Source organism: Actinoplanes sp. NPDC049668, from assembly GCF_044465445.1.
Taxonomy (GTDB): Bacteria; Actinomycetota; Actinomycetes; order Mycobacteriales; family Micromonosporaceae; genus Actinoplanes.
In genome coordinates this window covers 14,281-26,988 of record NZ_JBITLR010000014.1, presented here as the reverse complement: position 1 = coordinate 26,988, position 12,708 = coordinate 14,281, and the positions used below count along the sequence as shown (strand labels likewise).

Here is a 12,708-nt window from a genome sequence, read left to right as displayed (position 1 = left end):
CTACCTCAAACCTCAAAAGCAAACAGCGGGCCGCGGACCCGAGGGGTCCGCAGCCCGCTGTGTGACGTGAATCTACTCCGCGACCGGCACGATGCTGATGGTCTTGCGACCCCGCGTGTGGCCGAAGAGCACATTGCCCTTGGCCAGCGCGAACAGCGTGTCGTCGCCACCGCGGCCGACGAGATCTCCCGGGTGGAACTTCGTGCCACGCTGGCGGATCAGGATCTCGCCCGCGTTGACCAGCTGGCCGCCGAACCGCTTGACGCCGAGGCGCTGTGCGGCGGAGTCGCGGCCGTTGCGGGAGCTGGAAGCACCCTTTTTGTGAGCCATGGCTGCCCCTACTTCCCGCTGGAGATGCCGGTCACCTTGACGCGGGTCAGCGGCTGACGGTGCCCCTGGCGCTTGTGGTAGCCGGTCTTGTTCTTGAACTTGTGGATCCGGATCTTCGGACCCTTGGTGTGCTCGGCGATCTCGCCGGACACCGTCACGCTGGCAAGCTTGGCCGCATCGGTCACCAGGTTGTCACCGTCGACGAGGAGCACCGCGGCGAGCGTCAGGGCGTCGCCGGGCACACCCGCGAGCTTCTCGACCTCGATCACGTCGCCCTCGGCAACCTTGTACTGCTTGCCGCCGGTCTTGACGATCGCGTACATCGACGCGGACTCCCTGAGACTTACGCAGCGAAAGAGCTGCTGGCGGATGTAACTGGATCCGGCGGGCACCCGAAGGTGAATCCCAGGGCGCGCACGGAACAGGCGCACGAAAATGCGCCGTCAGAAAGACTACTTCATGAGCGGGCCCGTACCCAAACCGGGGAGCGCTCAGCCGTTGCCGCAGGCCTTGTCGAGGGTCTTCTGCAGCTTGTCGAGCCGCTCCGAGTCGATCTTACGCACGTCGCCCTTCAGGGCCGTGACCTGCGAGCCCATGTCGGCCAGGGCCGCCTTCAGCTTCGGGTCGGCGGCCAGCTTCGACATGTCCTTGAGCGCGAACGAGTAGTTCTCCACGTCACGGGCCGTCTTCTGCTTGGCCTTGACCACCGAGTCCTTGTCCTGCGACGTTTCGGCGTCGATCAGCAGCTTCAGGTCCTGTGCGAAGTTCTTGGCGGCGTCGCCGCCGGTCTTGGCCGCCTGCTGGCAGATCGCCTCGGAGTTGCCGGACAGCGCCGCGTCCGCCTCGCCCGGCAGGGCGGCACCGGCCGACGCGCCGGAGGCGGGCGTGGACGCACCGGGCGCGGGGATCGCGGGTACGGGTGCCGCGGTGGTGTTCTCCGCCACCTTGCCGCTCGAGCAGCCGGCGCCGAGCAGGAGAAGGGCGCCGCTCGCGGCGGTCGCGGACAGCAGGCGTCGCATGGGGTTCGGTACTCCTCGGGGATATGACTCGGGGGGATCACGAGGGTAGCCGACATAGACCGGCGGACATGGACCGGGCGGCCCCAGCAGGGATTACCCCGCCGGAGCCGCCCGGTAAGTGCCGTCAGGGGCGGGTACGCCGCCGCGTGCCGCCGCGCCGCGAACGACGCCGGCCGCCCGCTCCCGCGCCGACGGGCTCGTCGTCGCCGTCCTCGCCGTCTTCGCCGTCCTCGTCGTCCTCGGCCGCGTCCGGGTCGTCCGAGCCGGTCAGCCGCAGCGGCTCGGCCGGGTGGTCCGCGCCGTTCGCCCCGTTGGTGTCGCCGGTCTCGTAACGGGAGAGGTCGTAGCCGCTGATGTCGTAGTCGTCATCGTCGGAACCGGCGCTGACCACCGGCGCGCTGCGCGCCACGATCCCCGACCCGGCCGTCGCGATGACGCCCGAGCTGCGCGGCGGCAGGCCGGCCGTCTCGGCCACCGGGTCCTCCGCCGGCAGCGCGTGCACGGGCTCCACGACCTCCTCGGCCGCCGCCTCGACGTACGGCGGCGCCTCGACCGGCGCCGACGCCTCGACCGGCGTCGCGACGACCTCGGGCTCGGCGGGCGCCTCGCCGCCACCGCCGCCGCGGCGCCGCCGCGACTTGGTGCTCGGCTGCTGCGCGGGCGCCTCGGTGCGGGCCGCCGCGGCGACCGCCTTCACCTGGGTGCCGGCGCCGCCGGTCCGCTTCTCCGGCACCGGCTCGGTGTGGATGATCAGGCCGCGGCCCTTGCAGTGGTCGCAGGTCTCGGTGAACGCCTCGATCAGGCCGGCGCCGATCCGCTTGCGGGTCATCTGCACCAGGCCGAGCGAGGTGATCTCGGTGACCTGGTGCTTGGTCCGGTCCCGGCCCAGGCACTCGGTCAGCCGGCGCAGCACCAGCTCGCGGTTGCTCTCCAGCACCATGTCGATGAAGTCGATCACCACGATGCCGCCGATGTCGCGCAGCCGCAGCTGCCGGACGGTCTCTTCGGCCGCCTCGAGGTTGTTGCGGGTGACCGTCTCCTCCAGGTTGCCGCCCGCGCCGGTGTACTTACCGGTGTTGACGTCGATCACCGTCATCGCCTCGGTGCGGTCGAGGACCAGGTGACCGCCCGAGGGCAGGAACACCTTGCGGTCCAGCGCCTTGAGGATCTGCTCGTCGATGCGCTTCTCGGCGAAGATGTCCCCGGCGCCGGTGTGCCGGTGCAGCCGGTCGAGCAGCTCGGGCGAGACCGAGTCGAGGTAGCTCTCCACCTCGCCGTACGCCTGCTCGCCCTGGATGACCACCTCGCGGAAGTCCTCGTTGAACAGGTCCCGGACCACGCGGATGACCAGGTCGGGCTCCTCGGAGAGCGCCGCCGGAGCGTGCCCCTCGGCCGCCCGGGCCTGGATGTCGTCCCACTGCGCCTGCAGCCGCTTGACGTCGCGGGCCAGCTCCTCCTCGCTGGCGCCCTCGGCGGCGGTCCGCACGATGACGCCGGCGCCGTCCGGCACCAGCTTCTTCAGCACGTCACGCAGCCGCTTGCGCTCGTTGTCGGGCAGCTTGCGGCTGATGCCGGAGGCGTTGCCGTTCGGCACGTAGACCAGGTGCCGGCCGGAGAGCGCGATGTGGCTGCTCAGCCGGGCGCCCTTGTGCCCGATCGGGTCCTTGGTGACCTGCACCAGCACCGAGTCGCCGGAGCGCAGCGCCTGCTCGATCGAGCGGGCCCGGCCCTCCAGCCCGGTGGCGTCCCAGTTGACCTCGCCGGCGTACAGGACCGCGTTGCGGCCCCGGCCGACGTCGACGAACGCCGCCTCCATGCTGGGCAGCACGTTCTGCACCTTGCCGAGGTAGACGTTGCCGACCATGGTGCCGGACGTGGCCCGCGACACGTAGTGCTCCACGAGGACGCCGTCCTCGAGCACCGCGATCTGGGTGCGGTCGGGCTTCTGCCGGACCACCATCACCCGGTCCACCGCCTCGCGGCGGGCCAGGAACTCGGACTCGCTCAGGATCGGCGGCCGGGTACGGCGCTGCTCACGGCCGTCGCGCCGGCGCTGCCGCTTGGCCTCGAGCCGGGTCGAGCCGGAGACGCCCTGCACCTCGTCGGAGCGCTCGCGGGTGCGCGGCTCGCGGACCCGGACGACGGTGTGCACGCCGTCCTCGACGCCACCGGTCTCGGTGTCCCCGGAGCCCTTGCGGCGCCGGCGACGCCGCCGGCGGGTGACCCCGTCGCCGTCCTCGGCGTCCTCCTCGTCCTCGCCTTCGGCCTCCGCGGACTCCTCCGTCGAGGCCTCGGCGTCGGCGTCGTAGCCCTCGTCGGACGGGCCCTTGCCGCGGCCCCGGCCGCGGCGCCCGCGGCGGCGCCGGCGGCGGCTGTTGCCGTCCTCGTCCAGCTCGTCCTCGGCGCCTTCGTCGGTCTCGTCGGCGGCCTCCTCGGCCTCCTCGAGCACCGCCTGCTCGAGGAGTTCGGCGGCCTCCGCCGGCTCCTCGGCGGCCGCGCCGCGGCGGCGCCGGCCCCGGGTGACGCGGCGGACGCCCTCGGCGGGCTCGGAGTCCTGGTCGGCGACCGGCTCGGCGACGGGCTCGGCGACGGCGGACTCGTCGACCGCCGGCTCCGCGGCGACCGGGGCCGCCGTGGCACCGCGGCGGGTGCGGCGCACCGGTGCGGGCGCGGTCTCGGGCTCGGGCGGCATGAACAGCACCGCCGGGGGCAGGGCCGCGGCGCGGCGGCTCCGCGTGCGCGGCGCCGGCGTCTCCTCGACGAACTCGCCGTCCAGCGGCAGCACGCCGATCAGCGGGGCGGCCGGCGTCTGCGTCTCGGCCGGAGCCTCGACCACCGGCTCGTCCTCGACGGCGGGCTCGTCCTCGGCGACCGGCTCGGGCACCTCGACCTTCTTGCGGCGGCTGCGGGTGGCCTTCTTCACCGGCGCGACAGGCTCGCCTTCAGCAGCCTCAACACCCTCGGCGGGGTCCTGCTCGGGTGCGGCAGGTGCGGCAGGCGCCGCGGCCTTCTTGCGGCGGCTGCGGGCCGGCGGCGGCGCGGCGTCGACGGCGTCCGCCGACTCGGCAGACGCGCCCGGCTCGGCGGACGCGCCCGGCTCCGCGCCGGATGCGTCAGACGTCTCGGCGACCGGGGTCGCCTTGCGCCGCGGCGCTCGGGTCCGGCGCGCGGGAGTCGTGCTCTCGGCGGCATCGACGGAAGGAGTTGTGGCTCCGTCCCGTTCACCGCCCTGTGGCTCGTTATCGAGCATGGGGCGCTCTCCAGTTCTGGCGGCCCCGGGCGCGGGTGAGCGCTGCCACGCAGGGTCGCCGCAAGTTTTTCGGCCCCGACCGAGTCGGACGGGCTGCCGAAGTCTGCCAACGCGGACGCAGACCGAAGCGGTCAGCGCCCTCCGATGGTGGCGCCCTCGCGATCCGCTTCCAACGGATCGACGATCTCCCCCTGCGGCGTGAGAGTGCCCTGCGCCAGCCGAGTCACCCGTGGGGGGACCGGCGGCTCCAGGCCAGCCACCACGCGCAGGCCGGAAAGGACGTCATCGGGTCGGACGGCGGGAGTTACCTGCCGCACGACAAGGTCGATTATCGCACACGGTGCCGCCGCGCCCTCGGAAGGTGCGTCAGACTGCTTGCTCACCGCGAAGACGGTCACCGCGGACCGCGCGTCGAACGACCGCCGCCCCTGCTTGGTCATGCGCTCGACCTGCACCTCCTGCGCCGCCAGGAAGGCCTCGACGGCGTTGGCGGCGACCGCCGGCTCGATCTCGGGCAGCTCGATCAGCCAACGGGAGGCGTTGATCCGGTCGGCGAGGCTGCCCTCGGTCGCCCGGACGGCGTCGATGATGTCCAGCCCGGGCGAGAGCGCGGCGTCCAGCGCGACCCGCAGCTCCGCCGGGTCGACCTCGGCCTGCAGCCCGATCTCCAGGTACTCCGCCTCGCTGCCGACGCCGGTCGGGGCCGCGCTCGCGTACGAGATCTTGGGGTGCGGGGTGAAGCCCTGCGAGTAGGCGATCGGCACGGCGGCGCGGCGCAGCGCGCGCTCGAACGCCCGGGCGAAGTCCCGGTGCGAGGTGAAGCGCAGCGGCCCACGCTTGGCGTAGCGAAGGCGGATCCGCTGCACGACCGGGGCCTGGCCGCCGACCGGCTGGTTCTTGGCGATGACGTTTCTCCTGGTCAGTGCGTGTGCGCCGGGGAGCGCAGCCCGTTCGTCGGGGTGAGCGGCAGCAGCTTCCTGCCGGTGGGGCCGATCTGGATCTCGGTGTCCATCGACGGGCAGACGCCGCAGTCGAAGCACGGGGTCCAGCGGCAGTCGTCCTGCTCGTACTCGCTCTTGGAGTCCTGCCAGTCCTGCCAGAGCCAGTCCTTGTCCAGGCCGGAGTCCAGGTGGTCCCAGGGCAGCACCTCGAGCTGCTCGCGCTCGCGGGTGGTGAACCAGTCCAGGTCGACGCCGAAGTCGGGCAGCGTCTCGGCCGCGGCCTCGACCCAGCGGGCGTACGAGAAGTGCTCGCTCCAGCCGTCGAAGCGCTGGCCCTTGTCCCAGGCGCGCCGGATCACCGCGCCGACCCGGCGGTCACCGCGCGAGAGCAGGCCCTCGATCAGCGACGGCTCGCCGTCGTGGTAGCGGTAGCCGATCGCCCGGCCCAGCGACCGGTCGCTGTTGATCTCCTGCTTGAGCATCCGCAGCCGGTTGTCGATCACCTCGGGCCGCTCCATCGCCGCCCACTGGAACGGGGTGTGCGGCTTGGGCACGAAAGCGCCGATGGAGACCGTGCACTTGACGTCCTTGGTGCCGGCGGCGATCCGGCCGGCCTTGATCACCTCGTGCGCCATCCGGCCGATCTGCAGCACGTCGTCGTCGGTCTCGGTGGGCAGGCCGCACATGAAGTAGAGCTTCACGCTGCGCCAGCCGTTCGAGTACGCCGTGACGACCGTCCGGATCAGGTCCTCCTCGGTCACCATCTTGTTGATGACCTTGCGGATCCGCTCGGAGCCGCCCTCGGGCGCGAACGTCAGGCCGGTACGCCGCCCGTTGCGGGACAGCTCCTGCGCCAGGTCGATGTTGAAGGCGTCCACCCGGGTCGACGGCAGCGACAGCGAGACGTTGGTGTCGGCGTACTGCTCGGCGAGGCCGGAGCACATGTCGCCGATCTCGGAGTGGTCCGCGCTGGACAGCGAGAGCAGGCCGACCTCGGAGAAGCCGGAGAACTCCAGCCCCTCCTTGACCATCTGCCCCACGGTGGTGATCGACCGCTCCCGGACCGGGCGGGTGATCATGCCGGCCTGGCAGAACCGGCAGCCCCGGGTGCAGCCCCGGAAGATCTCGACGGCGTACCGCTCGTGCACCGTCTCGGCGAGCGGCACCAGCGGCTTCTTCGGGTACGGCCAGGCGTCGAGGTCCATCGTCGTGCGCTTGTGCACCCGGAAAGGCACGTCCGGGCGGTTCGGCACGACCCGCTGGATGCGCCCGTCGGGCAGGTAGTCGACGTCGTAGAAGCGGGGAACGTAGATGCTCTCCGTGCGCGCCAGCCGCAGGAGCAGCTCGTCGCGGCCGCCGGGGCGGCCCTCGGCCTTCCACTCCCGGATGATGCCGGTGATCTCGAGGACCGCCTCCTCGCCGTCGCCGAGCACGGCGGCGTCGATGAAGTCGGCGATCGGCTCCGGGTTGAAGCTGGCGTGGCCGCCGGCGAGCACGATCGGGTGACTCTCGTCGCGGTCCGCGCTCATCAGCGGGATCCGCGCGAGGTCGAGGGCCGACAGCATGTTCGTGTAGCCGAGCTCGGTGGCGAACGAGAGCCCCAGCACGTCGAAGGCAGCGACCGGCCGGTGCGCGTCGACCGTGAACTGCGGTACGCCGTTCTCCTTCATCAGCGCCTCGAGGTCCGGCCAGACCGCGTAGGTGCGCTCGGCGAGCACGTCGCTCTGCTCGTTGAGCACCTCGTAGAGGATCTGTACGCCCTGGTTGGGCAGGCCGACCTCGTAGGCGTCGGGATACATCAGCGCCCACCGCACGGTGCAGGCGTCCCAGTCCTTGACGACGACGCCGAGCTCACCGCCCACGTACTGGATGGGCTTGCTCACCCGGGGCAGCAGCTGCTCCAACTGGGGAAAAACCGAGTTCACGCTCATGCCATCGCCTCCGCTGACGCTCCGGCGATGACATTCGTCGCGCGCCGAGTTGATTGGGCCCCAGGGTACGCGGCTCAGGGTGCCAACTCGTTCGCGGCCCGATCCAGGTCGGTGGCCAGGAGGTCCTCCCGGAACGCGCACAGTTGCAGCGTCATCCGCGCCGGGCCGCTCGCACCCACCACGAACCGGATCGGGGTGCCCTGGTCGTCCAGGTCGCCGACGAGCGCGTCCAGCAGCCGCACACCCGCGCTGTCCAGGAACGATACCGCGGTCAGATCGATCAGCACCGCGCCCGCGTGGCCGGTCTGCCGGACGATCTCGCGGCCGATCTCCGGCGCGTTGGCCAGATCGATCTCGCCGGCCAGCCGGACCAGGTCGACCGCGCCCAGCTTGGCGAAGGTCACCCACCGTTCGGTGGTCATCGCGCCTCCAGGCGGGCACGCCGCATCGTCACCGTGGTGCCCTCGTCGTGATCGAACGACGCATGATCCATCACCTGGCGAATGAGCTGCAACCCCCGGCCGCGGGCGCCGTCCTCGTTGGTCTCCTGCCACTGGCCCTGGTCGCGGATGCGCACCTCGACGGCGTCGGGCGACACCGCGGCGACCACCTCGACCACGCCGAACGGGTCGTCGCGGTAGCCGTGCTCGATCGCGTTGGCCACCGCCTCCGAGCAGGCCAGCAGCACCGCCTGGGTGCTCTCGTCGTCGACGCCGTTCGCGACCAGCCAGCCGCGCAGGTCCTTGCGCAGCAGCGCGATCTGCAGCGGGTCCGCGCCGATCGAGCGTTCCAGCCGCTCCTCGACGCCGATCGAGAGGCAGAGCAGGCAGACGTCGTCGGAGTGCTCCCGGCCGACGAGGAAGTCCGCCAGGCCCGCGGCCAGCCCGGGCAGCGGCGAGCCGCGGCGGCCCGCGTACGCCCGGGCGAGCACCTCGAAGCCGGCGTCGATGCCCCGGTTGCGGCGCTCGATGAGGCCGTCGGTGTAGAGCAGCAGCCGGCTGCCGGCGGCGAGACGGACCCGGTGCTCCACCCGGGCGCCGCGCCCGGCGCGCGATCCCAGCGCGCCGGACCGGCCGTCGAGCAGGTAGCGCGGCGCGGAGCCGGGCTCGGCCAGCAGCGGCGGCATGTGGCCCGCGCAGGCGTAGGTCATCTCGTTGGTCGACAGGTCGACCTCCGCGTAGGCCACCGTCGCCATCCGGGCGGACTCGACCCGCTCGACGAACCGGTCCAGCCGCTCGAGCAGCCGCGCCGGCCCGGCCTTGGCGGAGGCGAGTGCCCGGATGGCGCTGCGCAGCTGGCCCATGGTGGTCGCCGCGTCGATGCCCCGCCCGACCACGTCGCCGACCACCACGGCCAGCTTGTCCGAGGTGATCTGGAAGGCGTCGAACCAGTCGCCGCCGACCTCGAGGTCGTGCGCGGCGGCCTGGTAGTGGGACTCGATCGCGAACCGGGGATCCGAGGGCAGGTCGTTGGCGAGCAGGCTGCGCTGCAGGGTCCGGGCGATGGCCCGCTCCTGCTCGTAGAGGCGGGAGTTCTCCAGCGCCAGCCCGGCCCGGTCGGCCAGCCCGGCCAGGAAGACCGCCTCGGCGACGGCCGTGCGCCGGCCCGGCGCCATCCGCAGCGCGAGGGTGCCGAACACCTTGCCGTTCGCCACCAGCGGCAGCACGGCGCAGCCGGGGTCCGGGCCCTTCTCGTCACTCAGCTGGGCCTGCCCGCTCGCGAGCACCTCGGTGATCCGCTCGGCCAGCCGCTCCGGGTCGGGCTCGGGCCGGCCGGCGTCGACCACCATCCCGGCGGGGCCGACCTGCAGCCGCACCGACGCCCACTCGGCCATCTCCGGCACCATGCGCTCGATCAGCCGGCGGGCCCGGGGCATGAGCCGGGGCGCCTCCTCCAGCGCCCGGGTCGTCTCCGCCAGGAATGTGGACCGGATCTCGCGCCGGCGCAGGTCGTCGTAGAGCCGGGCCCGGTCGAGCGCCTGCCCGGCCTGGTGTCCGAGCAGCCGGACCACCCGCAGCTCGCTGTCGGAGAGCTCGCGCTGCTCGGCGAAGTCGAAGCTGAGCACGCCGAGCACCTCGACGCCGGCCGGATCGTCGGCGGAGGCGGCGGTCAGCGGCAGCAGCACCACGGTGCCGCGCCGGTCCCGCAGCATCGCGGTCGCCAGGTCGGGGAAGTGCTCCTCGGCCTCCTCGACGGAGCCGATCACGTGCAGGTCGCCGCGCCGGGCCACCTCGGCGACGGCCCGGGACGAACCGCGCGGGATGTCGTCGTGGGCCAGGCCCGCGGGGTCGGTGCAGGCGATCGCGGTCAGCTGGTCCCGGTCGCGGTCACACAGCCAGACCGTCGCCGTGCCCGCGCCGAAGGCCGGCACCGGCACCCGCACGACGGTGTCGGCGACATCGGACTCGGTCGGCGCCGCCGCCAGGTCGGCCACGATCTCCTGCAGCACCCGGACCCGCCGCTCGGAGGCCTCGGCGGCGCGCCGCGCGGCGAGCAGCTCCTTCTCGTACCCGCGGCGCTCGGTGGCGTTGAGGATGGTGGTCTTGATCACCCGCGGCAGGCCGGCCGGGTCCCGGCCCAGGATGGAGTTGGCCAGGATGGGCAGCCGGCGGCCATCGGCGCAGATCAGGTCGAAGGCCACCTCGTGCACGTCGTTCTGCATGCTCAGCAGCGGCGCGTAGTGGGTCTCGTAATAGATCTTGTCGCCGGCGCTGAGCAGGTCGCGGAACCGGCGCCGGCCGATCAGCGCGTGGCGGTTGTAGCCGGTCCAGGCCAGGAACGTCTCGTTGACCTTGACGATCGTGCCGTCGGGCAGGCTAGTCAGGTAGCCGCACGGCGCGTGGTCGTACAGGTCCCCCGGGTCTTCCTCCCAGGGCACCTCCACGTCCTGCGTCACGTCCGGCCCGCCGTCACCACTGTCCGTCATCGCGTTACAGGTAGGCCCTGATGGCGGCGACCGTCTCGGCGGGAGCGCTGAGATTCGGGCAGTGGCCGGTCGCATTCATGACCACCAGTGTGCTCCCCGCGAGGTGCTCGTGAACATAGGCACCCACGACACCCGGCGCGATGACGTCGTCGGTGCACTGCAGGATCAGCGCCGGGGTACGCAGGCCGGCGAGGTCCGCCCGGTTGTCCGACATGAACGTCACGTGCGCGAACTTCTTGGCGATCTCCGGGTCGGTGGCGCAGAAGCTGTTGGTCAGCTCGGCGCCGAGCTCGGGCCGGTCGGCGTTGCCCATGATGACCGGCGCGATCGCGCTCGACCAACCGAGGTAGTTGCTGTCGAGCGACTCGAGCATCTCCTCGATGTCGCTCTTGCCGAACCCGCCGACGTAGTCGCCGTCGTCGATGTAGCACGGCGACGGCCCGACGAGGACCAGCTTGGCGAAGCGCTCCGGCTCGCGGATCGCCGCGAGCACGCCGATCATCGCGCTGACCGAGTGGCCGACGAAGACGACCTCGCGCAGGTCGTGTTCGCGCAGGATCTGCAGGACGTCGCTCGCGTACCCGTCGAGAGTGGAATAACGCTGGTCGTCGTAGGCCGTCAGGTCGGAGCGGCCCGCGCCGACATGGTCGAAGAGCACGATGCGGTGGGTGTCCTGGAACGCCGGCGTGACGTAGCGCCACATGTTCTGGTCGCACCCGTAGCCGTGCGCGAACACCATCGGCTGCCCGCCCGCTCGGCCGGTGATCGTCACCGCGTTTCGCTGAGTCGTATTCACCTTAAGCTCACCACCGGGTCACCATACGACTCCGGGCGGTCCCCCACATCGCCCCCCATGTCCGTCGTTCGCGAAGGATCTTCATCGATTCCGGTACGGGCGGCGACGTCACGCCCGTCGATCGGGTGATTCGATCAACATCGGCGAGGTGGCGGCGCGGCTCTAACCTGGCGGAAGGCGCCCGGACGGCGACCGATGCGACGGCCCGGGATACGAGCGGTGGGAGGAGATCGACGGATGGCCGACCAGCAGCCGGACGAGAGCCCCGCCGCCCCGTCCCCGGCGCCCGAGCCGACCCGCGTGGCGGACGCCCCGGACGACCCGACACCGGCCGAGGGCATCACCGCGGCCCGGTGGAGCGGCTCCGCGGCCGTGCCGCCGCACGTGCCCCGGCGGCCCTGGTGGTCGCGCCGCCGCGAACAGGAGCGACCGCCGCCGCCGGCGGCGGACCCCTGGGCCGGCCGCGACGACCCCTCGACGACGCCCGCGGTGGATCCGTGGGCCGACCAGGACACGCCCTGGCAGGCCGAGCTGCCGTTCCCGGAGGCCATGCCGCCCACCCGGATCGAGGGCGCGATGCCGCCCACCCGCGTCGGGCCGCCCCTGCCGCCGACCCGCACCGACCCGCCGGTCCCGCCCGCACCCGCCGGTCCCCCGACGCCGCCGGCGAGCGCGCCGGCCACGGGACAGCCACCGGCGATCGCGCCGGCGGCCGGAGGGATGGCACCGGCGATCGCGCCGGCCGCGCCCGCCAAGCGCCGCTGGGGCCGCAACCGCGCCAAGAAGGCGCCGGCCGCCCCGGTCAACCGCCTCCCGGTTCAGCCCCGCCCGCCTGCGCCGCCGCCGTACTCCCGCCCGGCCCCGCCTTCGGCGCCGCCGCCGTGGCAGCGCCCCGCGCAGGCCCGCCCGCCGGCGGCTCCGCCGGGCCGGCGGCCACCGCCACCCGCGCGCCGCAAGCGCCGGTGGCCGCGCCGGCTGTTCCTGTTCACCCTGGTCAGCCTGGTCTGCTGCTGCGGCGTGCCCGGCTACCTAGCCTGGCCGGCGGCGTCCCAGTACCCGGTCACGGCGGACCTGCCGGCGTCGATAGCCGACCTGGACCTGCGCGACGACGGCGCGAGCAAGCGGGCCGTCGAACGGCTCACCGAGGAGCTGCGCGGCACCAGCCTGGTGCAGGGCGACGTCTTCGCCGGCATCTACGCCGACGGCCGGGGCAAGAAGGTGACCGTCTTCGGCACGACGGGGCTGCGACTCACCCCGCAGGAGGACGTCGAGGCCGAGATCGCGCACCTGACCGAGGGGTACCGCATCAAGAGCATCGAGTCGTTCGACCTGGGCGAGACCGGCCTGCACGAGCGCTGCGGCGTCGGGCGCAAGGGCGGCAGCGCGGTCGTCGTCTGCGCCTGGGCCGACCACGGCAGCCTCGGCACCGTGCTCTTCACCCGGCGTTCCCTGGCGGAGAGCGCCGAGCTCACCGGCCTGGTGCGCAGCTCGGTGCTCGTCCGCCGATAGGGGTGA

Annotated in this window: 10 protein-coding genes; 1 reads left to right on the top strand and 9 read right to left on the bottom strand. The window is 72.8% G+C overall.

Translation table 11 applies throughout. From position 1 onward, the window contains the following. Nucleotides 1-72: 72 nt before the first annotated feature. The 9 genes from rpmA to ACIBSW_RS40065 all read right to left on the bottom strand — a co-directional run bounded on the left by rpmA (nucleotide 73) and on the right by ACIBSW_RS40065 (nucleotide 11,193). Nucleotides 73-330 carry a 50S ribosomal protein L27 gene (gene rpmA / locus ACIBSW_RS40105; protein WP_354725407.1) on the bottom strand — a complete coding sequence of 86 codons (258 nt, stop codon included), beginning with the start codon at nucleotides 328-330 and terminating at the stop codon, nucleotides 73-75. 8 nt (nucleotides 331-338) lie between these two features. Then, nucleotides 339-653, bottom strand: a complete 315-nt coding sequence (gene rplU, locus ACIBSW_RS40100) for a 50S ribosomal protein L21 (RefSeq protein WP_184996934.1) — start codon at nucleotides 651-653, stop codon at nucleotides 339-341. Between the two features lie 168 nt (nucleotides 654-821). Further along, nucleotides 822-1,349: a hypothetical protein gene (locus tag ACIBSW_RS40095; protein WP_354725409.1), complete on the bottom strand. Its 528-nt coding sequence runs from the start codon at nucleotides 1,347-1,349 to the stop codon at nucleotides 822-824. Between the two features lie 124 nt (nucleotides 1,350-1,473). Continuing rightward, nucleotides 1,474-4,599: an Rne/Rng family ribonuclease gene (locus ACIBSW_RS40090; RefSeq protein WP_354725411.1), complete on the bottom strand. Its 3,126-nt coding sequence runs from the start codon at nucleotides 4,597-4,599 to the stop codon at nucleotides 1,474-1,476. Nucleotides 4,600-4,730: 131 nt separating this feature from the next. Further along, nucleotides 4,731-5,465, bottom strand: a complete 735-nt coding sequence (locus ACIBSW_RS40085) for a TIGR03936 family radical SAM-associated protein (RefSeq protein WP_354725413.1) — start codon at nucleotides 5,463-5,465, stop codon at nucleotides 4,731-4,733. Between the two features lie 53 nt (nucleotides 5,466-5,518). Continuing rightward, nucleotides 5,519-7,471 (bottom strand): TIGR03960 family B12-binding radical SAM protein, encoded by a 1,953-nt coding sequence (locus ACIBSW_RS40080; protein WP_354725415.1) that lies wholly within the window; start codon nucleotides 7,469-7,471, stop codon nucleotides 5,519-5,521. Between the two features lie 74 nt (nucleotides 7,472-7,545). After that, nucleotides 7,546-7,893: an STAS domain-containing protein gene (locus tag ACIBSW_RS40075; RefSeq protein ID WP_354725417.1), complete on the bottom strand. Its 348-nt coding sequence runs from the start codon at nucleotides 7,891-7,893 to the stop codon at nucleotides 7,546-7,548. Beyond that, nucleotides 7,890-10,397, bottom strand: a complete 2,508-nt coding sequence (locus ACIBSW_RS40070) for a SpoIIE family protein phosphatase (RefSeq protein WP_354725419.1) — start codon at nucleotides 10,395-10,397, stop codon at nucleotides 7,890-7,892. Before ACIBSW_RS40070 ends, ACIBSW_RS40075 begins: the two co-directional genes overlap by 4 nt. 4 nt (nucleotides 10,398-10,401) lie before the next feature. Beyond that, nucleotides 10,402-11,193: an alpha/beta hydrolase gene (locus ACIBSW_RS40065; RefSeq protein ID WP_354725421.1), complete on the bottom strand. Its 792-nt coding sequence runs from the start codon at nucleotides 11,191-11,193 to the stop codon at nucleotides 10,402-10,404. Between the two features lie 237 nt (nucleotides 11,194-11,430). On the opposite strand from ACIBSW_RS40065, the gene ACIBSW_RS40060 reads away from it, so the two are divergent. After that, nucleotides 11,431-12,702 (top strand): hypothetical protein, encoded by a 1,272-nt coding sequence (locus ACIBSW_RS40060; protein WP_354725423.1) that lies wholly within the window; start codon nucleotides 11,431-11,433, stop codon nucleotides 12,700-12,702. Nucleotides 12,703-12,708: the final 6 nt, after the last annotated feature.

What these genes read in the sequence shown, in the direction of transcription:
- rpmA (WP_354725407.1), bottom strand. Translation starts at nt 330, where the DNA reads ATGGCTCACAAAAAGGGTGCTTCCAGCTCCCGCAACGGCCGCGACTCC.
- rplU (WP_184996934.1), bottom strand. Translation starts at nt 653, where the DNA reads ATGTACGCGATCGTCAAGACCGGCGGCAAGCAGTACAAGGTTGCCGAG.
- ACIBSW_RS40095 (WP_354725409.1), bottom strand. Translation starts at nt 1,349, where the DNA reads ATGCGACGCCTGCTGTCCGCGACCGCCGCGAGCGGCGCCCTTCTCCTG.
- ACIBSW_RS40090 (WP_354725411.1), bottom strand. Translation starts at nt 4,599, where the DNA reads ATGCTCGATAACGAGCCACAGGGCGGTGAACGGGACGGAGCCACAACT.
- ACIBSW_RS40080 (WP_354725415.1), bottom strand. Translation starts at nt 7,471, where the DNA reads ATGAGCGTGAACTCGGTTTTTCCCCAGTTGGAGCAGCTGCTGCCCCGG.
- ACIBSW_RS40075 (WP_354725417.1), bottom strand. Translation starts at nt 7,893, where the DNA reads ATGACCACCGAACGGTGGGTGACCTTCGCCAAGCTGGGCGCGGTCGAC.
- ACIBSW_RS40070 (WP_354725419.1), bottom strand. Translation starts at nt 10,397, where the DNA reads ATGACGGACAGTGGTGACGGCGGGCCGGACGTGACGCAGGACGTGGAG.
- ACIBSW_RS40060 (WP_354725423.1), top strand. Translation starts at nt 11,431, where the DNA reads ATGGCCGACCAGCAGCCGGACGAGAGCCCCGCCGCCCCGTCCCCGGCG.